Annotated in this window: 15 protein-coding genes and 2 pseudogenes; 10 read left to right on the top strand and 7 right to left on the bottom strand. The window is 71.1% G+C overall.

The features are described from left to right. Window positions 1-25 precede the first annotated feature (25 nt). Window positions 26-935, top strand: a pseudogene (locus O7621_RS04730) (MerR family transcriptional regulator). 8 nt (window positions 936-943) lie between these two features. On the opposite strand, the gene O7621_RS04725 reads toward O7621_RS04730, so the two are convergent. Continuing rightward, window positions 944-2,188, bottom strand: a complete 1,245-nt coding sequence (locus O7621_RS04725) for a hypothetical protein (RefSeq protein WP_282232904.1) — start codon at window positions 2,186-2,188, stop codon at window positions 944-946. 250 nt (window positions 2,189-2,438) lie between these two features. Here O7621_RS04725 and O7621_RS04720 point away from each other — a divergent pair, with 250 nt between their 5' ends. Next, window positions 2,439-2,867 carry a DUF3151 domain-containing protein gene (locus O7621_RS04720; RefSeq protein ID WP_282232903.1) on the top strand — a complete coding sequence of 143 codons (429 nt, stop codon included), beginning with the start codon at window positions 2,439-2,441 and terminating at the stop codon, window positions 2,865-2,867. Window positions 2,868-2,871: 4 nt separating this feature from the next. Here O7621_RS04720 and O7621_RS04715 read toward each other — a convergent pair. Both O7621_RS04715 and O7621_RS04710 read right to left on the bottom strand, forming a co-directional pair. Then, a pseudogene (locus O7621_RS04715) lies at window positions 2,872-3,828 on the bottom strand (chromosome partitioning protein); the annotation flags it as partial. 1,186 nt (window positions 3,829-5,014) lie between these two features. Continuing rightward, entirely contained in the window at window positions 5,015-6,043 is a 1,029-nt protein-coding gene (locus O7621_RS04710; RefSeq protein ID WP_282232902.1) for a hypothetical protein, read from the bottom strand. 128 nt (window positions 6,044-6,171) lie between these two features. Between O7621_RS04710 and O7621_RS04705 the strand changes: the two genes are divergently transcribed. From O7621_RS04705 to O7621_RS04695, 3 genes are all read left to right on the top strand, one after another. Continuing rightward, the gene (locus O7621_RS04705; RefSeq protein ID WP_281552466.1) at window positions 6,172-7,458 is read left to right on the top strand and encodes an adenylosuccinate synthase; all 1,287 of its coding nucleotides are present in this window, start codon (window positions 6,172-6,174) and stop codon (window positions 7,456-7,458) included. 232 nt (window positions 7,459-7,690) lie between these two features. Next, window positions 7,691-9,043 carry a ferredoxin reductase family protein gene (locus tag O7621_RS04700; protein WP_282232901.1) on the top strand — a complete coding sequence of 451 codons (1,353 nt, stop codon included), beginning with the start codon at window positions 7,691-7,693 and terminating at the stop codon, window positions 9,041-9,043. Window positions 9,044-9,191: 148 nt separating this feature from the next. Next, complete coding sequence (locus O7621_RS04695) at window positions 9,192-10,661, top strand: FAD-dependent oxidoreductase (protein ID WP_282232900.1); 1,470 nt, start codon at window positions 9,192-9,194, stop codon at window positions 10,659-10,661. Here the strand turns inward: O7621_RS04695 and O7621_RS04690 are convergent. Further along, window positions 10,655-11,521: a S1 family peptidase gene (locus O7621_RS04690; protein WP_282232899.1), complete on the bottom strand. Its 867-nt coding sequence runs from the start codon at window positions 11,519-11,521 to the stop codon at window positions 10,655-10,657. The two genes, O7621_RS04695 and O7621_RS04690, sit on opposite strands and share 7 nt — an antisense overlap. A 164-nt stretch (window positions 11,522-11,685) precedes the next feature. Beyond that, window positions 11,686-11,829 (bottom strand): hypothetical protein, encoded by a 144-nt coding sequence (locus O7621_RS04685; protein ID WP_282232898.1) that lies wholly within the window; start codon window positions 11,827-11,829, stop codon window positions 11,686-11,688. Window positions 11,830-12,025: 196 nt separating this feature from the next. On the opposite strand from O7621_RS04685, the gene O7621_RS04680 reads away from it, so the two are divergent. Next, window positions 12,026-13,246, top strand: a complete 1,221-nt coding sequence (locus O7621_RS04680) for a hypothetical protein (protein WP_282232897.1) — start codon at window positions 12,026-12,028, stop codon at window positions 13,244-13,246. 104 nt (window positions 13,247-13,350) lie between these two features. Here O7621_RS04680 and O7621_RS04675 read toward each other — a convergent pair whose 3' ends face one another. Together O7621_RS04675 and O7621_RS04670 are read right to left on the bottom strand one after the other, a co-directional pair. Continuing rightward, window positions 13,351-14,661 (bottom strand): ABC transporter permease, encoded by a 1,311-nt coding sequence (locus O7621_RS04675; RefSeq protein ID WP_282232896.1) that lies wholly within the window; start codon window positions 14,659-14,661, stop codon window positions 13,351-13,353. Next, window positions 14,658-15,356: an ABC transporter ATP-binding protein gene (locus O7621_RS04670; protein ID WP_282232895.1), complete on the bottom strand. Its 699-nt coding sequence runs from the start codon at window positions 15,354-15,356 to the stop codon at window positions 14,658-14,660. The genes O7621_RS04675 and O7621_RS04670 overlap by 4 nt, the downstream gene beginning before the upstream one ends. 321 nt (window positions 15,357-15,677) lie before the next feature. Between O7621_RS04670 and O7621_RS04665 the strand changes: the two genes are divergently transcribed. The 4 genes from O7621_RS04665 (at window position 15,678) to O7621_RS04650 (ending at window position 18,749) form a co-directional block, all read left to right on the top strand. Further along, window positions 15,678-16,745: a histidine kinase gene (locus tag O7621_RS04665; RefSeq protein WP_282232894.1), complete on the top strand. Its 1,068-nt coding sequence runs from the start codon at window positions 15,678-15,680 to the stop codon at window positions 16,743-16,745. Beyond that, entirely contained in the window at window positions 16,742-17,425 is a 684-nt protein-coding gene (locus O7621_RS04660; RefSeq protein ID WP_282232893.1) for a response regulator transcription factor, read from the top strand. Before O7621_RS04665 ends, O7621_RS04660 begins: the two co-directional genes overlap by 4 nt. Before the next feature lie 85 nt (window positions 17,426-17,510). Then, the gene (locus O7621_RS04655) at window positions 17,511-18,119 is read left to right on the top strand and encodes a hypothetical protein (RefSeq protein WP_282232892.1); all 609 of its coding nucleotides are present in this window, start codon (window positions 17,511-17,513) and stop codon (window positions 18,117-18,119) included. 21 nt (window positions 18,120-18,140) lie between these two features. Further along, entirely contained in the window at window positions 18,141-18,749 is a 609-nt protein-coding gene (locus O7621_RS04650; RefSeq protein ID WP_282232891.1) for a hypothetical protein, read from the top strand. Window positions 18,750-18,768 lie beyond the last annotated feature (19 nt).

The raw sequence follows: 18,768 nt of genomic DNA, 5'->3' as shown, positions 1-18,768 counted from the left end.
CAACGGCCGGCACGAGGAGGGCACGATGCGGCTGCTCACCATCGGCGCGTTCGCCCGCGCCGCCGGGCTGACGGTCAAGGCGTTGCGGATCTACGCCGACACGGGGCTGCTCCGGCCGGCGGCCGTCGACCCGGAGTCCGGCTACCGGTACTACCGGCCGGAGCAGTTGGAGCTGGCCCGGTTGCGGCATGGCGGGATGCCGCTGCGCCGTGTTCGGCAGGTCTGCGTGCACTGGCCGGACGACCCGGTGGCGGTCGCCGGGGAGATCGCCCGCTGGTGGTCGGCCACCCAGGCCGAGACGGCGGCCAGGGAACAACTCGTGACCAGCCTCGTCGCGGAACTCCAGACGAGGGGAGCGACGATGACCGACCGACCGGCAAGCTCAGACCGACCGGCAGGCTTCGATCTGCGCAGTGCGGCCCGTACCGACATCGGCCGGGTGCGGACCAGTAACGAGGACCGGGCGTACGCCGGACGCCGACTGCTCGCGGTCGCCGACGGTGCCGCCGGGCCGGGCGGGTCCGAGGCGAGTGCAGCGGTGATCAAGGCGCTCGCGCAGCTCGACACCGCGCCGCAGGATGTGCCGGATACGGCCCCGGTTGACCCGCGACGACAGCTACGTGCAGGCGCTGGTGGACGCCGGCCGGCTCGACCCGGCGCTGGCGCTGGCACACCGGCGGCGGGCGCTGCTCACCCAGGCGCTGGACGGCACCGGGACGGCGAAACCGGCGTACGCGACGCATCGGCTCGTCGCGTACGACCGGTATCTGCTCTGCTCCGACGGGGTCTGGGCGGTAGTGCCCGACGACGACCTCGTCGCCGCCGTCGGCGCCGGGCTCGACCCGGCCGAGACAGTACGCGCGGTGATCGACCTGGCGTACCGGGCAGGCGCCCCGGACAACGTCGCCTGCCTCGTCGCCGACGTCGTACCCTGAGCCGACGGTCAGCTCGACCGGGTGACCTGGTGCGGTACGACCGGCGGCAGCGCGTCGGCGGTGAGCAGCGCGACCGCCTCGTGCACGTCGTCGGTGAGCCGGATCAGCGGGGACAGGTCGCCGGCCGGGGACAGCGCCAGCAGCGGCGCCAGCATCGCCTCGACCGGCAGGGTCTGGGTCCAGAAGGCGCGGTCCAGGAAGACGTACGGGCCGCTGGCCCCGTCGGTGCCGTAGAACGTCTTCGTGGCCGCCTGGAAGACCTCCTGCACGGTGCCGGCGCGGCCCGGCGCGAACACGATCCCGCCCCGGGCCAGCCGCAGGATGGTGTCCTCCCGGACCGCGTTGCAGAAGTACTTGGCGATCCGGCCGGCGAACAGGTTAGCCGGCTCGTGCCCGTACAGCCAGGTGGGGACGGCGAGCCCGCCGGCCCGCGCCCAGCCGGAGCCGGCGTCGTCGGTCACCGCCGCGTCGACCGGGTACCGGTCGCGGACGGCCAGCGCGGCGGCGGTGTACGGCTGCTGGTCGGCGTAGTCCGGCGCGCCGGCCAGCAGGTCGATGGCGTCGGTCAGCTCCTCGGCGTCGCGGCTGCTCAGGTACGCGCCGAGGTTCGCCGCCTCCATCACGCCCGGTCCGCCGCCGGTGACCACCAGCCGGCCGGCCCGGGCCAGCTCCCAGCCGAGCGTGGCAGCCAGCCGGTACGCGGAGGTGCCGCGCGGCACCGCGTGCCCGCCCATCACCCCGATCACCGAGGCCGGCCCGTACCGGTCGATCCAGGTCCGGGTGGCGTCGGTGAGCGCGTTGTCGATGCCGTGGTCGTGCAGCCGCTGGGCCAGCGCCTCGCGGATCTGCGGCTGGGCGCCGCCGTGCCGGCGGAAATGCCGGTAGACCAGGTTGTCGTACATCCCGTCGGCGCCGTGCTCGGCGAACCCGGCGGCCAGGTCGGCCGGGGTGTACAGCCGGGGCGGGTGACTCGGGTACGGCAGCCCGGCGAACGGCGGGACCACGTGCGCGCCCCGGCGCACCAGCTCCGCTTCCGCCGCCGCCGACGGGAACGAACAGCCCAGGAACAACGTGTCGGTGAGGTCGATGTCGGTCAGGTCGGGCACCGGCGGTACGTCGAACTGCAGTCCCTGCACGGTCAGCCCGGCCAGGCTGCCGGCGCGCAGATGATGGTCGAGCTCGGCGCGGGACTCCACCTCGTGCGGGGTGGAGTCGTAGTCGCCGGACAGCGCTGCGGGAGGTGGCGTGGGCATCCGGCCATTTTTCCGTACCGCCGCAACCGGCGTGGCATGGCGCAGCGAAGCCCGGTGGTACGGCGAAGCCTGCGGTCGTGCAGCGAAGCCCGGTGGCACGAGGCCACCGGGCTTCCCAAACCGGTTCCTGGGGAGGCTCCGGACCTCTATTTCTAGTCGAGTACCGGCATCGGCACACCCGCCGCACGCGTGACGAAGGACTCATCCGTTCAGACACCATGTCGCTGCGAATACAGGTTGAATGGGCAAAATGCAGAACCTGTTGCCCGAACCGCCGGCCACCACGCTGCCCGGCGACGAGCAGGCCGAGGCGGCTCTTGCCGAGGCTGCCCAGGTGGACACCGAGGAGGCGTACGCCGCTGCCGCCGGACGCCACCCCACCTACAGTCGGGCCTGGGCGGTGCTCGCCCAGCGTGCGTTCACCAAGGGGGAGGTCGTCGCCGCGTACGCCTACGCCCGCACCGGCTACCACCGGGGCCTGGACCAGCTGCGTCGCAGCGGCTGGAAGGGGCACGGCCCGGTGCCCTGGTCGCACCGGCCGAACCAGGGTTTCCTGGCCTGCCTGCACCTGCTGTCCCGGGCGGCCGGGGAGATCGGGGAGAGCGACGAGGCCGCCCGGTGCGCGCAGTTCCTGCGGGACTGCGACCCGGCCGCCGGGGACGCTCTCGCCAGCAGTTGACGGCTCAGAGCCCTTCGGCCACCGCCGAGGCGATCTTCAGCCACGCCTGCCGGAACGTCGCGGACAACTGCCCGTACCGGATCGGTTCCCCGCTGTCGATGATCCGCTCGTACGGTGCCAGCAGCACTGTACGGGTGCGGGCGGCGAAGTGCCGGTGGATCGGTGCCAGGTCGATCTCCCGGCGGGACGGCGGCATGGAGATGACGGTGACCGCTTGGCGGACCAGCCGCTGCCGGCCGGTCTGCTCCAGGTGGTCGAGCATTCGGGCGGCCGGCTCGGCGGAGTCGTTGCGGGCCGACATGGTCACCACGAGCTGGTCGGTGGCGTCGATCGCCGCCTGCCAGTTCTGTGCCCGGACGTTGTTCCCGGTGTCCACGAAGATCAACTTGTAGAACCGGCTGACCACCTCACGGATCTCGGCGAACGCGGCGGCGGTCAGCATCTCGCCGGCGGTGGCCGACTCGTCCGAGGCGAGCACGTCGAACATGCCTTCGCCCTGCGCCCGCACGTACTGCGACAGGTCGCCGACCCGGCCGTGTGACCCCTGGAACAGGCGCAGGTCGCGCAGCATGTCCCGGACCGTACGGGAGTGGAAGTCCTGCTGGGCGCGCATGCCGAGAGTGCCCTGGGTTTCGTTGTTGTCCCAGGCCAGCACGTAACCGCCGCGCTTCTGCCCGAACGTCATGGCCAGCATCAGGATGGCGACGGTCTTGCCGGCACCGCCCTTCGGGTTGACCACGGTGACCTGGCGCAGCCCACCGAAGTTGCGGCGCACCATTTCGACGTCCCGCCGGATCTCCTGCTCGTGCTGCCCCGGTGGCAGCTTGACCAGGCCCAGCGTGGTCCGGTTGAGCGCGGCCCGGACCCCCATCGTGGCGACCGGGTTGGCCGGTTTCGCCGCCCGACGCAGGGCGAACTCCTCGGCGGTCGGCACGAACGAGTCGGGTGTCCAGCCCGCCGGCAGCTGGCTGCCGCTGGCCGGCGGGCCTGTCTGCTGGTGCGCCGGCGCGGCCGGCTGCTGCCCGGGATCCTGGCCTGCGGGACCCCGTTGGGTGGGACCCTGCTGCACCGCGCCGAGCACCCCGGGCGGCACCGGGTAGCCCGAGTCGAACATTGCCGACCGAGGCGGCGGCACCGGAGCGTCTGGCCCCGGCGAGCCCGGCCCTGGAGTGTCCGGCCCGGGAGACGATGGCATCCGGTGCACCCCGGGGGCTTCCTGGTACGGCTGTCGGGGCAGTTCGGTCACGCCCGGACTCACCTGCTGGTACGCCGGTGCCGCTGGCGGTGGCGGTGACCAGGCCCCGCCGTCCGTCGGAGTCCAGTCGTCCCAGCCGGGCGTCTCGTCCCAGCCGGGCGTCGCCGTGGGCGCCGACACAGCAGGCGATGTCGCCGTCGGGCCGGCGGCCGGCGGGGCCCACGGGTCGGCGGGCTGGCCCGGCATGGGCTCCGTCGCCTCTTCCTGAGGCTCGCTCGGTCGGCCGGGACCGGTCGGCGGCAGCGGGGGCGGCGTCGGCGTCTGACCGGGTGGTGGGGCGGGCCGGCTGGGACCGGGATGTGGCTGGCGGGGGTGGGTCGGGCCGGGCCGAGGCGGCGTCGGGTGCGGCCGGCCGGCAGCCTCCGACGTGGGCGTGGCCGCGTCCGCCGGCGGTACGGGCTGCTCCGCCGGCGGTACGGGCTGCTCCGTGAGCGGTGCGGGCGCCTCCGCCAGCGGTACGGGCTGCTCCGGTGACCGCCGGGGAGCGGGCGGCACAGCGCCGGACGGACCAGCATCGCCGCTGGTGCCAGCGGCACCGGTCGAGCGGCTGGTCGATCTGCTGGGGGGCTGCGCCCACGGCGACGCGGGCGAATGCGGCAGTTCTGGATCACGGTCGGCGGGTAACCGACCGTTGCCGGCCGTCCTGCCGTTACCGGGCCGGACCTCGGCTCCGGACGTCACCGCAGGAATGACCGGTACGGCGATGGTCTGATCGCTGCGGGGAGTTGCCACTACTTCGTCCGGCGGCCAGAACGGCTCCTCCACCTGACCTCCGTCGGTGCCGGTCGACCGCCCCGGATCGGTGTTGTCGTGCACTGCGTACCTCCCCCTCGCCCCCCGTGGACAACCCGAGGATGTGCAGGTCAGTCGCTACTTAGCGTCGCATACCAGGTCAGTATGTGTACACGGCCCAGGCGCCTGGTTCCACCCACCAGGAGCGTTTCCGGGTCAAGCCGCCCGCCACGCCGTCGTCCAGGAACGGCAGTTCGCCGTCGCGCGGGGTGACCGCGGTCGCGCGACCACGGGCCCGGCGGATTTCGATGCGTACCCGCTCGCCGCGCCACCACGACCTGGTTTTCACCGGTACCGCCACCGCCACCTCCAGCACCCCGTCCGCCGGGTCCGCCCGGGTCACCAGCTCCACCTCCGCCAGCCGGGCGTACCCGTCGGCGTTCGCCACCACGCAGGCCAACAGCGGGTCGTCGCCCGCGCTCAGCACGGCGTCATCGACCTCGATCCGTCCGCGCCAGGGTAGCGGGTGATCGTGCTCGTCGGCGGCGCCCAGCAGCGCGCCGTCCAGGGTCACCGAGCCATTGTCGGTCCGCAGCAGGTCCAGCCGCCGCTGCCGGCCGCCGAGGACCGCGGCGGCGACCGCGGCCGGCTCCCGGGGCAGGCCGAGCCGGCCGGCCAGGTCGGCCGGCGGGGCGTCGTCTGCCGGGGTACCGGTTGCCGTGGACCGCCGGGTGTCGGCAGAACCGCCTGGCTCGAGTGGCAGCACCCCGATCGCCGGCAGGTCCGGCAGGGTCCGGGAGTCGGCCAGGTCGGCGGGTCGCCGGCTCGGCGGCGGCGCGTAGCGGCGTACCATCCGGCGCAGCACCGCCCGCAGCTGCCCGTCGGCGGCCGTGGCGACGATCAGCCGGGTCTCGCCGTCGTCGTCGGGCCAGGTCAGACCGTCCGGCCGGGCCGGGCCGTCCAGTCGGGCGAGGACGTCGTCGATCTCCCGGTCCGACCGCGCCGTCACCGTCTCGACCCGGGCGCCGGCGGCGACCAGCGCGTCCCGGCAGGTCAGCACCGGCACCCGGACCGGTTCGGCGCAGTCGGGCTTCGCCCGGGTGAGTGCCGTGCCACAGCTGATACCGCAGCCGCCGTCGCAGCCCGCGTCCGGCTGGCTGCCGAGTGTCAGCAGCACCACGTCGTACACCGTCGCCGCCTTCCGCCGATCTCTGCGGCCACGTCCACCAGCTTCGTGACCCTTGTTAGCCTGACTCCTCGGGCTTGCCACGCGGTCGCCACCTGGCACCCGAGCCCCATGGAGGCGGGTTACACAAGATGCCAGCGATCGTGCTGCTCGGCGCGCAATGGGGTGACGAGGGCAAGGGCAAGGTTACCGACCTGCTTGGCGAGCGGGTCCACTACGTGGTGCGGTTCTCCGGCGGCAACAACGCCGGGCACACCGTGATCACGCCGGACGGGCAGAAGTACGCCCTGCACCTGATGCCGTCCGGTGCGCTCTCCCCGAACGCGATGATCATCATCGGTAACGGGGTGGTGGTCGACCCGAAGGTCCTGCTGACCGAGATCGACGGCCTCGCCGAACGCGGCGTGGACGTCTCCCGGCTGCGGATCTCCGGTGACGCGCACCTGATCATGCCGCACCACCGGGCGCTGGACAGGGTGGTCGAGCGCTACCTCGGATCGTCGCGGATCGGCACCACCGGGCGCGGCATCGGGCCGGCGTACGGCGACAAGGTGGCCCGGATGGGCATCCGGGTGCAGGACCTGCTCGACCCCGGCATCCTGCGCAAGAAGCTGGAGCTGGCGCTGCGGGAGAAGAACCAGATCCTGTTCAAGGTCTACAACCGCAAGGCGCTCGACCTGGACGCGGTGGTCGAGGAGTACCTGGCGTACGCGCAGCGGCTGCGTCCGCACATCGCCGAGACCCGGGCGATCCTCTGGGACGCCCTCGACCGGGGCGACACGGTGCTGCTGGAGGGCGCGCAGGCCACCATGCTCGACATGGACCACGGCACCTACCCGTTCGTGACCTCGTCCAACCCCACGTCGGGCGGTGCCTGCGTGGGCACCGGCATCCCGCCGACCGCGATCACCAAGGTGATCGGGGTGACCAAGGCGTACACCACCCGGGTCGGCTCCGGGCCGTTCCCGACCGAGCTGTTCGACGCCGCCGGTGACCATCTGCGCAAGATCGGTGCCGAGTACGGCACCACCACCGGTCGGGAGCGCCGCTGCGGCTGGTTCGACGCGGTCGTCGGCCGGTACGCCGTACGGCTCAACGGCATCACCGACCTGGTCGTCACCAAGCTCGACGTGCTGACCGGGCTGGCGAAGGTGCCGATCTGCGTCGGCTACGAGATCGACGGCGAGCGGTTCGACGACATGCCGATGACCCAGACCGGCTTCCACCACGCCACGCCGATCTACGAGGAGCACGACGGCTGGTGGGAGGACATCACCGCGGCCCGCACCGAGGCGGAGCTGCCGGTCAACGCCCGGCGCTACATCGCCCGGATCGAGGAGCTGTGCCGGGCCCGGGTCAGCGTGGTCGGCGTCGGTCCCGGCCGGGAGGAGAACGTGGTACGCCACGAGCTGCTCTGAGCCGTACCGTCGGCTCTGAGCGGTACCCGTGCCCCCGGCACGCAGATCCTCAGAGAATCCTCAGATCTCCGCCAAGCGTGGTGGAGTCTGCCTGCTTCATGATCGAACCGGACCCGAACGTCCGCCGGTTGCCACCAGCGCCGGCGGCGGGGCACCCTTCCCGGTATTCGATTGATAGTAACTGATAGCAGGGAGTAAGGCAGTGAGCCGGCTGTACGGCGATCCCAATCGCGTGCGAGACGCGATGGAGGCCACCCCCACCCCGACCCCTCCGACCGGCATCCCCCCGATGACCCTGGCGCGCTGGACCCTGTGGGGTGTGCTGGCTGCCAACCTGTTGATCCTCGAAGTGGCCTTCTTCGCGTACGGCCAGGGCAAGCACCCGGTGCTGACCGTCGCCAAGTTCTTCGGCCTGCACGCCGCCATGATCATGATGCTGCAGCTGACCCTGGTGGCCCGGATTCCCTGGCTGGACCGGCGGCTCGGGATGGACCGGCTCACCGCCTGGCACCGGTGGATCGGTTTCGGTCTGTTCTGGACCGTGATGCTGCACGCGGTGTTCGTGATCGCCGGCTACGCCACCCTGTACGACATGGGCTTCGGCGAGACGTTCCTGAGCCTGGCCGGGGTGACCGCCTCGCTGCTCGGGATGATCGCCGCCGGCATCATGATCGTCGTGGTCGGGGCCTCCATCCGGTACGCCCGACGCCGCCTGCCGTACGAGGCCTGGCACAGCCTGCACGTGCTGATCTACCTCGCCCTGCTGGCCGGCCTGGTGCACCAGTTCATGGAGACCACCACCTTCGACTCGGCCCCGGCCAACATCTACTGGTGGACACTGTGGGCACTGGTGATCGGGTCGCTGATCGTCAACCGGGCGATCGTCCCGCTGTGGCGCAACGCGTACCACCAGTTCCGGGTCGCCGCCGTGGTGCCCGAGGCCGACAACGTGACCTCGGTGTACGTCACCGGCCGGCATCTGGACCGGCTGCCGTCGCGCGCCGGGCAGTTCTGCATCTGGCGGTTCCCCGGTCACAACCGCTGGTGGCAGGCGAACCCGTTCTCGCTGTCGGCGGCGCCCGACGGACGTTCCCTGCGGCTGACCGCGAAGGCCGCCGGCAAGACCAGCGCCGGGCTACGGCACCTGAAGGTCGGCAACCGGGTCTTCATCGAGGGGCCGTACGGCGCATTCACCAACCTGCACCGCAAACTGGACAAGACCCTGCTGGTCGCCGGTGGCGTCGGGGTCACCCCGATCCGGGCGCTGCTGGAGGAGTCGGGCGGTTCGACGGTGGTGCTCTACCGGGCGGCCAAGGAGACCGACGCGGTGCTCCTCGGCGAACTGCAGGGGCTGGCCGCCGCGCAGGGTGCGCAGCTGCACCTGCTGACCGGGCGCACCGGGTCCGGGTCGCCGCCGAACCGGCCGTTCGACCCGGAGAACCTGCTCGCCCGGGTGCCGGACATCACCGAACGCGAGGTGTTCGTCTGCGGGCCGCCGGCGATGACCACCGCCGTCGTCGACAGCGTCCGGGCCATCGGCGTGCCGAACGCCCAGATCCACGCCGAACGCTTCGGTTTGGGCTGAACCCTGAGGGGTTTGGGCTGAACCCTGGGGCTCAGCCCTTCCTCAGAGAATCCTCAGATTTCCATCACGCGCCGTGTCCGGTCGCGGCCCGATGATCGTAGGACCCGTCGACGGGTCGGCGGGTTCGACCCGGAAGGGCGAAACAAGGGTGAGCGACAGCGACGGCACCAACGCGATCGTGATCGGGGCGGGGATCGCCGGTCTGGTCACCGCCCGGGTGCTGAGCGACCACGTCGATCGGGTGACGGTCCTGGAACGGGACCGGCTGCCCGACGACGCGGTGCCACGCCGGGGCGTCCCGCAGGGCCGCCACGGCCACCTGCTGCTGGCGGCCGGGCGGCGGCTCCTCGACGGCTGGTTCCCCGGGCTGACCGGGGAACTGGCCGCCGCCGGTGCCGTCCCACTGCACGGCGCCGACCTGGTGTGGCATCAGGGCGGCGGCTACCGGGCCCGTCCCGACCTCGGCTTCCTCGCCATGTCGGCGAGTCGGCCGCTGCTGGAGGACGCGGTCCGTCGGTGCCTGCTGCGCCAGCGGCACAACGTCACCGTCGTCGACCGGACCGCGGTCGACGGCCTGGTCGTCGCGACCGGCCGGACTGCCGGCGCCCGGATGCTCGGCGCCAGCATCGACAGTGCCCGGGTCACCGGGGTCCGGGTGGACGGCGTCGAGCACCGGGCCGACCTGGTCGTCGCCTGCGCCGGGCGCAACACCCGCTTCCTGGACCAGCTGGCCGAGCTGGGCTTCCCGGCGCCGGAGGTCGCGGCGGTACGGGTCGACGCGGCGTACGCGTCGCAACTGGTCCGGCGGGGCCCGGACGACCTCGACGGTGCCCTCGCGGTCGTGGTCGACGACTCGGGCGGCGGCCACCGGACCGGCACCATGGTGCCGGTGGAAGGCGACCGCTGGCTGATCACCATCGGCTCCCGGCACGGGGAGGTGCCGCCGAGTGACCCGGCCGAGTTCGAGACCTTCGCCCGGGAGCTCCCGTCACCCACCATCGCCGACGTGCTGACCAAGGCCGAAGCGCTCAGCCCGGTGCTGACCCACCGGATCGCCACCGATCAGCGCCGACAGGTGGAACGGCTGCGCCGTACCCCGGCCGGATTCCTGGTCCTGGGCGACGCGATCTGCAGCCTCAACCCGATCCACGCGCAAGGTGTGACCTCCGCCGCCCTGCAGGCTCGGGCGTTGGACCGGGCGCTGCGGCGGTACGGGCCGACCTCGCCACGGCTGGCCGGTGCCTTCTACCGTCGGGCCGGCCGGGCGGTCGACGCACTGTGGCGTACCGCCGTCGGAGCCGACTTCGCCGATCCCCGGACCACGGGCCACCGGCCGGTCGGTACCGGTCTGGTCAACCGGTACCGGAACCTGGTGTCCCGGGCCTGTCACACGTCGCCGGTGGTGGCCCGGCAGGCGCTGCTGGTGCAGCATCTGCTGGCCCGGCCGGTGTCGTTGGCGACTCCGGCGATGATGCTGCGGGTGCTGCTGGCCGTCCGACATCGGCCGGGCCGGCCACCGGAGAGCACGCTCTCCGGCGACCGGCCCGGCCGCAGTCCGACCACTGGCGGCGGCCGCCGGTCGGGATCAGCGGCGACGGCCAACCGGGCCGATCAGTAGATCGTCACGTCGTAGTCGTCGACCGCCTCGCGCACCGGCTGGTAGAAGGTCGTGCCGCCGGTCCGGCAGTTGCCGCTGCCGCCCGAGGTGAGGCCCAGCGCGGTCGACCCGGAGTAGAGCGGGCCGCCGGAGTCGCCCGGCTCGGCGCAGACGTTGGTCCGGATCAGACCGCGGACGACCCCGCTGCCCAGGTAGCGGACCCGGGCGTTGAGCGCGGTGACCGTACCGCTGTGGGTGCCGGTGGTCGAACCGGTGCGGGTCACCGACTGCCCGACGAAGGCGTCGCCGACGCTGAACCCACCGGGGTGGCTCTGCGCCGGGTTGTCGTAGCGGACCAGCGCGTAGTCGTCACCGGGGAAGCTGTAGTCGATGGTCGGGCCGATCAGGTTGGTCTGCGCGGAGTTGCTGTACCAGGTGCTGACCACTTCACCGCAGTGCCCGGCGGTGAGGAAGTAGTAGGTGCTGCCGCGCACGGCGTTGAACCCGAGCGAGCACCGGCCGCCGCTGCCGTAGATCGGGTCGCCGGACGAGACCAGCCGGGTGAAGACACCGGACGTACGCTCGACCCGGATCGCGCTGGCCTTGCCGCGTGCGGCCAGCCGGATCTTGGCGATCTCGGCGCGGGAGACGCTGCTGTCGGCGGTCACCACGACGCGACCGGAGGCGCTGTCGACGTGCCAGGCGATCCCTTCGACGCCGGAGGCTTCCACCAGGTCGCTGACCTGGGCTAGTTCGCTGGCGGTGTAGACGACCGGGGCGGCTGCCCCGGCGGATGGCAGGGCGAGCGCGCCGGCGGTGACTACGCCGACGGCGACGGCGAGCAGCCGGGTGGCCCGACTGGTCGTGTGGCTGAGCCGCACTGTTCCCTCCTGAATGGGACTGGGGATCTCAGGCTTACTGGATATTGACAGTTTTGTTGTGTGTCGATGCTGATGCAAGCGCTAACATGGCAAAATTACTTAGACAATAGCAAATATGAAAAACAATCCTGGCAGTTGTCTGACTTGGCGGCGTCCCGCTTTGGTCAGAAGGTGGTCCGGTCGGGGTCGGCGATTCGGTCCAGCACGGTCGTCCTGGTGGTACGCAGCGCCAATGGCCAGCCGACGGCTGCCTCACCGCTGTCCGGCCAGCGGATGTCCGCGCGGTCCTGGGGGCGGGCGTTTGGCACGGGAGGGCGGCATCGGGCGATCATGTCGCCCTCTGGTCTGGTGTCCAATGAATGTCTGACACTGACCGTCTCCTGCTTGAACTTGCGACCATTCCGCAACCGTGGACCCTGGTAACGTCTCGGGTCGACGCAGATCGATCTTCATCGATCATGATGTTCCTTGTGTCGATCCAGTTCTTCCTCGAGAGGATCACGGATGTCCCGTCCCGCCCGCCTCACCCGGCGCGCCCTCGTCGCCGCGGTCACCGGCGCCCTCGTCGCCACCCTCACGCCCGGCACCCCGGTTTCGGCCGCCGACCGACCCTTCATCTACCAGCTGACCCCCGGCACCGCGCAGTGGCGCGCGCTGAGCAGCCACCAGGAGATGGTCGACGCCGTACAGATGCCGGACAAGACCGCCGCCGCCTTGCGGACCCCGCTGCTCGTCGACGCCGTCCTGGCGTACCCGTTGCTGCCCGACGCCCTGGCCTTCAACAGCGTCCAACAAGGCTTCGAGACCGTCACCGCCCGCTTCACCGGACTGCAGGAACTGCTCCGCCGCCCCGACGCCGGCCAGGAACTGCTCAAGCGCTACCGGACCACGGATGTCGCGGCCCGTAGCGGCGAGTCCCTCGCCGACGCCGGCGACCGAGCCCTGGCCGCGTGGAAACTGGAGACCATCCTCGCCCAGCCGCAGGTGCTGGCCACCCTGACCACGGCGCAGTCCACGGAGTTGCTGCACGTCGGGCTCGCCGTACACCGAGCCAAGCAAACTGACGCCAAGACGTACGGCGAGGCCGGCCTGGAGCCGACGGCGGTGCTGCTGGGCCGCGCGCTCGCCACCCGGGAAGGCTGGGACTGGTCCCGCTCGGAACTGCTGCGGGAAGGGGTGCAACTGCGGCCGGGCGCGGTGGAGACCACCGTCGCGGCCGTACGGGCACACCTGGCCGACCCCAGCGTCGCGCACCCGGTCAGCGACGGCGTCGGGACGCTGGACTACGCCAGCACCGTCTACACCCCCAACGGCTCGGCGGTCTCGGTGATCACCATGACGTACGAGCTGACCAGCGCCCAGATCACCAGCGCCAACAACTACGTGGCGACCAACTATCCATCGGCCACCCGGGAACGCAACGCGTCGCGCAAGTACAACTGCCACTCGTACGCCTGGTACAGCACCTCGAGCGCGAACGACCGGTGGATGAACACCCCCGGGGACGACCGTTACTGGCTCGATGGCAGCTACACCCGCTGGCACCCGCCGTACATCTGGTTCTCCAACATGAAGCTGTCGTACGCCAGTGACGACCACTCCGGCATCTGGGTCGGCACCGGCAACTACGTCCGGTCAAAGTGGGGCCAGCTCGGCCTGATGTACCACTACTGGAACTACTCCCCGTACAGCAGCGCCACCACCAACTCGTACTTCCCGTCCTGACCGATCGTCGACCTGACCGACTCCTTTGCCCAGCAGCGTGCCTGGCGGGAACGGATCCCGCCAGGCACGTGGTGCATGCCGGCCAACCAGCAGCCGGCCGCTGCCTACTCGTAGCGCAGCGACTCGACCGGATCGGCCCGGGCCGCTCGCGACGCCGGCAGCGTGCCGGCCAGGAACGCGATCGCCATCACCAGCATGACGATCATCGCGATGGAGGCCGGCTCGAAGGCGATCAGCGTGAGCCCTGGCAGATCCGACAGGAAGCCGTCGGCCAGTACGCCGCTGATCGCCGTACCGGCCACGATCGCCAGCACCGCACCGATCGCGCTGCCAAGGAAACCGATGACCGTGGCCTCCAGGCTGAACAGGCCGAACACCTTGCCGGAGCCCATGCCCATCGCCTTCATCAAGCCGATCTCGCGGGTGCGCTCCTGCACCGACATGAACAGGGTGTTGACGATCCCGAAGCTCGCCGCCAGCAGCGCGATCACCGCGAAGGCGTTGAGCACCCAGACGATGCCGTCGATGACGGTCCGGAACGCCCCGAGTTGGTCGGCGACCGTGCTCCCGGTGTAGCCGGCGTCGGCCAGTCGATCCTTCAGCGCGTCGATCTGCTCGTCGGTGGCGGCGGGGTCGAACCAGATGCTCGCCTGGGCGTACCGCTGCGCCTCGGCGGCGGGCAGGCCGGTGGTCTGCGCGTCGAACAGCGCGTCGGTCAGCGCGTCGTTGGGCACGATGCTGGCTCCGGCCGGGGTCGCCAGGGTCTCCTCGGCCACCCCGACGATCGTCGCCTCGATCACCTGCCGGGTGCGCTCGGCGTCGGTGACCGCGATCGAGACGGTCTCGCCGAGCGCAGCCGCCTCGTCGGCGAAGCCGAGGGGTTCGACGTACGACGTCGGGAGTGCGAGCTGCGGCTGGGCGGACGAGTTGTCCGGCTCGGCCCCGACCGCCAGCGGCGTCTGCTGCCCGGCGACCAGCCCGCCGACGTCGACGACGTAGCGCGTGCCGTCGCCGACCTGGATGTAGTCGGCGCTGATCGACCTGGTCGGCGCGACGTCGAGCACCCCGTCGATCCCGGCCAGGGTGTCCAGATCGGCCGGGGTGAGGGCGACGACCGTCTGCCCGGGTGGGCCGGGCCGCCCACTCGACACCGTGTCCGGGTCGTACTCGGCCGGTCCGGTGTCGGTGGCACCGAACCCGTCGCCCTGCTCTGCGGTCTTCACGACCGTCATGACGTCAGAGGCGCCGATCGCGGTCACCGTGTCGTCGATGTACGCGTTGATGCCGGTGCCCAGCCCACTGGTCAGGGTCAGGGTGAACGCGCCGATGAAGATCGCCAGGATCGTCAGCAGCGTACGGGTCTTGGACCGGAAGGTGTTCGCGGTGGCCGAACCGACCAGGTCGGAGATCTTCATGCCGGCACCGCCGTCGAGTCGCTGACCAGCTGACCGTCCCGGACAAGGATGCGGCGGTCGCAGCGCGCCGCTAGCTCCTCGTCGTGGGTGACGACGATCAAGGTGATGCCGTGCTGGCGGTTGAGGCCGAAGAGGATGTCCTCCACCACCGAGCCGGTCGCGGAGTCGAGGTTGCCGGTGGGTTCGTCGGCGAAGATGATCCGCGGATTGTTCACCAGCGCCCGCGCGATCACCACGCGTTGTTTCTGCCCGCCGGAAAGATTCGCAGCCTTGTTCTTCGCCTTGTCAACCAGCTCCAGTTGCTCCAAGGCGGACATGCCGCGCCGTCTGCGCTCGGTGCGCCCCACGCCGGCGATCTTCATCGGAAGCATGACGTTGTCGAGCACCGAGATGTTCGGGGTGAGGAAGAACTGCTGGAAGACGAACCCGAAGGTCTTGTTGCGGGTCTCGTTGAGCCGGCTGCCCCGCAGCGTACGGGTATCGACGCCGCCGAGCATGATCGAGCCCGACGTCGGTGCGTCCAGCAGCGCGAGAATGTGCATGAGGGTCGACTTGCCCGACCCGCTCTTGCCGAGGATGGCGACACTCTCGCCCTCCCGGATGTCGAAGTTCACTCCCTTCAGCGCGTCAAAACTACTCGCGCCGCGACCGTACGTTCTGCGTACGTCGACGGCCGAAATGATGGGGCTCTCCACAGGACTCCTCAATTCCGGATCAGGCCACGTTTCTGTGGGTGTCTCCATCGTTGCCGGTGGTCAGGGCCCGCCGCGTCACCCTGCTGCGGGCACCCACGTACCGCGTACGTGGTAGGCGGATTGCCGCGGCAGGGTGACTCCACTCGCCACGGCGACCGGCACACTGGGGCCATGACGAGCCCGGCCGGCGGAGTTCGGGGACCGAGATACCGCCGCTCACGCGTGCCGGCGTGGGCCGGCGACCTGATCGTCGCCGGTCTCATCGTTCCGGCGGCTTTCCTCCCGTACGATGTGCCGGTTTTCCGGTCGAACGGGCCCGCCGTGACCGCTCTGGTGATAGTGCCGGCCGTACTGCTGCCGGCCCGGCGGCGCTGGCCGGTCCCGGTACTCGCCGGCTGCGTGGCGATCTACGGCGTCGCGGCCTCCGCCGGCACGCTCGCTCCGGGCGTCGTGATCGCGTCGTCGGCCGCTGTGTTCCACGTCGCGAACCGGATGGACCGGCGCACGACGTTCGCCGTGACAAGCGTCGCCGTCGTGGCCACGGCTGTGCTGAGTCTGCTGGCGGCGATCCAGAGCGTGGCCGATCCACGGGCACTCCAGTTCTCCGTGACGATCGCGTTCGCGGCCGCCGCCGGCGACGCCACCCGGTCCCGGCGGGAGTACCTGCTGGCCATCATCGAACGCGCCGAACGCGCCGAACAGACCCGCGAATCGGAGGCCCGTCGACGGGTGACCGAGGAGCGGCTGCGAATCGCCCGTGACCTGCACGACGTCGTCGCCCACCAGATCTCGGTGATCAGCCTCAACGCCGGGGTGGCCTCGTCGGCGCTGCAGACCCGCCCTGACCGGGCCCAGCAGGCCCTCGGCGCCATCCGGGGCGCGGCCCGGACCGTGCTCACCGAGATCGGCGACCTGCTGCGGGTGCTGCGGACTGAGGACGACGACCCGGTCAACGGGGCGGCGACCGCCCCGCAGCCGGGTCTGCACCGGCTCGACCAGCTGGTCGCGGGATTCACCGGGGCCGGCCTCAACGTTTCGCTGCGTACCGAAGGGGACCTGTCGGTGGTCGGCGGCGCGGTCGACGTGGTCGCATACCGGGTCGTCCAGGAAGGTCTCACCAACGCCCACAAGCACGGCGCCGAGCACCGCGCCCACGTCCTGATCGAGGTCGACGCTGATCGGATCCGCGTGGTGGTCACGAACCCGGTGTCCGGTCGGTCTTCCGACGACCGGCCCGAGGTGCCCGTGCCCGTGCCCAGTAGCGGGCACGGACTGGTCGGCCTGCGGGAACGGGTCGCCTCGGTCCGCGGCGTCGTCGAAACGGGCCTGTCCCCGGGCGGCTACCGGCTCGTCGCCACCCTGCCGCTGCCCAAGGAGGATCCCCGGTGACCAGCGTGCTCGTCGTCGACGACCAGCCACTGATCCGGCAGGCCGTGACCGACATCCTGAATGACCACGACGAGATCAGCGTCGTCGGCGAAGCCGTCAACGGTACGCAGGCCGTCGGGCTCGCCGGGTCGCTGCGTCCTGACGTCGTACTGATGGACATCCGGATGCCGCAACTCGACGGCATCGGCGCGACGGCGGCCATCTGCGCCGACCCGGCGCTGGCCGGCACCCGGGTGCTGATCCTCACCACGTTCGAGGAGGACGAGTACCTGGTGGCGGCGCTGCGGGCCGGTGCCAGCGGCTTCATCGGCAAGGGTGCGGAGCCGGAGGAGATCGTCCGGGCGGTCCGCGCGGTGCACGCCGGTGAGGCGCTGCTGTCGCCGGCCGCGACCCGCAGCCTCATCGAGCGGTACGTGCTGCCAGGTCCCGCTCCGGCCACGGTGGGCCGGCCGAATCCGGCCAGCGAGGCGCTCGACCAGTTGACCGACCGGGAACGCGAGGTGCTGCTGCTGGTCGCCCGCGGCCGGTCGAACCAGCAGATCGCCCGGGACCTGGTGATCTCGCCGCACACGGCGAAGACCCACGTCAACCGGATCATGACCAAGCTGTACGCGCACGACCGCGCCCAGTTGGTCATCCTCGCGTACGAGAGCGGCCTGCTGACCCCCGGCCTGACCTGAGTGCCGAGGTGTCTGTCGGAGATCTTGCACCGTGCTGCCCGGGTCCGCCTTGTGATCCGTGGACTGGCCCGCCTACCGTATCGATATGTCCCGATCATTGTTGTTGATGGGGCGGGGGTGCCTGCCGAGCGGGGTACGGGCCGCCGTGGTCGTGGCGGCCGGCACGGCGCTGTCGTTGCTCGCGGTCGCTCCGGTGCGGGCCGCCGACATGGTCCCCCAGGCCTGCCCGATCGAGGAGACCTACGAGGTCTGGTCGCCACAGAAGGTCTGGATCTCCACCGACACCGCGAGCGACTGGCAGACCGGTCCCGGGTCCATCGACTTCACCGGTAGCGGCACGATCGACATCTCGGTCACCACGTCGGCGAGCTTTTCGGTCTCGGCCGGTGCGCTCGTCGCGTCGGCTGAGACCACCTTCGGCGTCGACCTCACCGTCGGTTCGAGCCACACGACCAGCTGGAGCCATTCGATCCCGCTGTCGTCGGGGGTGACGTCCCGCCTGGTACGGACGAAAGAAGGCCGGCTGTTCGGCTTCAGGAAGCATCGGCTCAACACCAACTGCACGGTGACCACGTCGGCTGACGCGGTGGCGTACGCCCCACTCGCGTCACACAGTTCGAACTACTACTGCTGGAAGCGGGACGACTACCCGGCGACGGCCTGGTGGTATCCGAACCCGCAGGGCGGGTGTTAACAAGGGGTGACGTGGGGAGACGTGGGTAGGCTGCCTACCGCCCTGGGCCTCGCTGTGGTCCTGGCGTTCGGCGTCGTCGGGTGCACCGGCGGCTCGGACGACCCGGATACCGGGGCGCCCAGGCAGTCGTCGTCCGCAGGCCTGGCCGACGACGACCATCGAGGTGCCGCCCTCGAATGGGCCGGTCGCGGCAGCCAGCACAGCTCACAGCTGGAGGTCAGCCAGAGCCGCTACGACGGCCTGGTCGTCTTCCGGAACGTGACAGGCTCTCCGGTCCAGCTGATCTCCGTCGAGATGGCGGCAGGTGATTCGACGGTCGTCAGCGTGGACCGGGTCGGCCTGGTGGCGCTGGCGCCGGACCAGGCCGACGGCGTCGGCTTCACCGACCGGTTCCCACCCGTTTTCGCACCTGATCTGACCGCCGTCGACCCGGCTTCGGCCAAGCTGCTGCCGAGCGATGCCAGCCGGGAACGCTACTCGGCCGTATTCAAGATCACGGCCGTCCGGCCCGGCCTGTGGGAGGCCCCACCCGTCACGGTGACCTACCGGTCGACCGGGGGCGTTCGCTCGATCGACTTCCCGCACCGGCTCTCTGTCTGCGTCGAGCCCGCCTCGACGGCCGAGTGTTGAGGCGGGCTCGACGGGCGGT

It is taken from the genome of Solwaraspora sp. WMMD937 (assembly GCF_029581175.1).
Taxonomy (GTDB): Bacteria; Actinomycetota; Actinomycetes; order Mycobacteriales; family Micromonosporaceae; genus Micromonospora_E.
The sequence above is the reverse complement of the archived record's forward strand: the minus strand, read 5'-3'. Positions and strand labels throughout refer to the sequence as shown.

Excerpts from the sequence above, each read along its gene's own strand:
- O7621_RS04705 (WP_281552466.1), top strand. The coding sequence starts at position 6,172 with ATGCCAGCGATCGTGCTGCTCGGCGCGCAATGGGGTGACGAGGGCAAG.
- O7621_RS04675 (WP_282232896.1), bottom strand. The coding sequence starts at position 14,661 with ATGAAGATCTCCGACCTGGTCGGTTCGGCCACCGCGAACACCTTCCGG.
- O7621_RS04725 (WP_282232904.1), bottom strand. The coding sequence starts at position 2,188 with ATGCCCACGCCACCTCCCGCAGCGCTGTCCGGCGACTACGACTCCACC.
- O7621_RS04655 (WP_282232892.1), top strand. The coding sequence starts at position 17,511 with ATGTCCCGATCATTGTTGTTGATGGGGCGGGGGTGCCTGCCGAGCGGG.
- O7621_RS04680 (WP_282232897.1), top strand. The coding sequence starts at position 12,026 with ATGTCCCGTCCCGCCCGCCTCACCCGGCGCGCCCTCGTCGCCGCGGTC.
- O7621_RS04720 (WP_282232903.1), top strand. The coding sequence starts at position 2,439 with ATGCAGAACCTGTTGCCCGAACCGCCGGCCACCACGCTGCCCGGCGAC.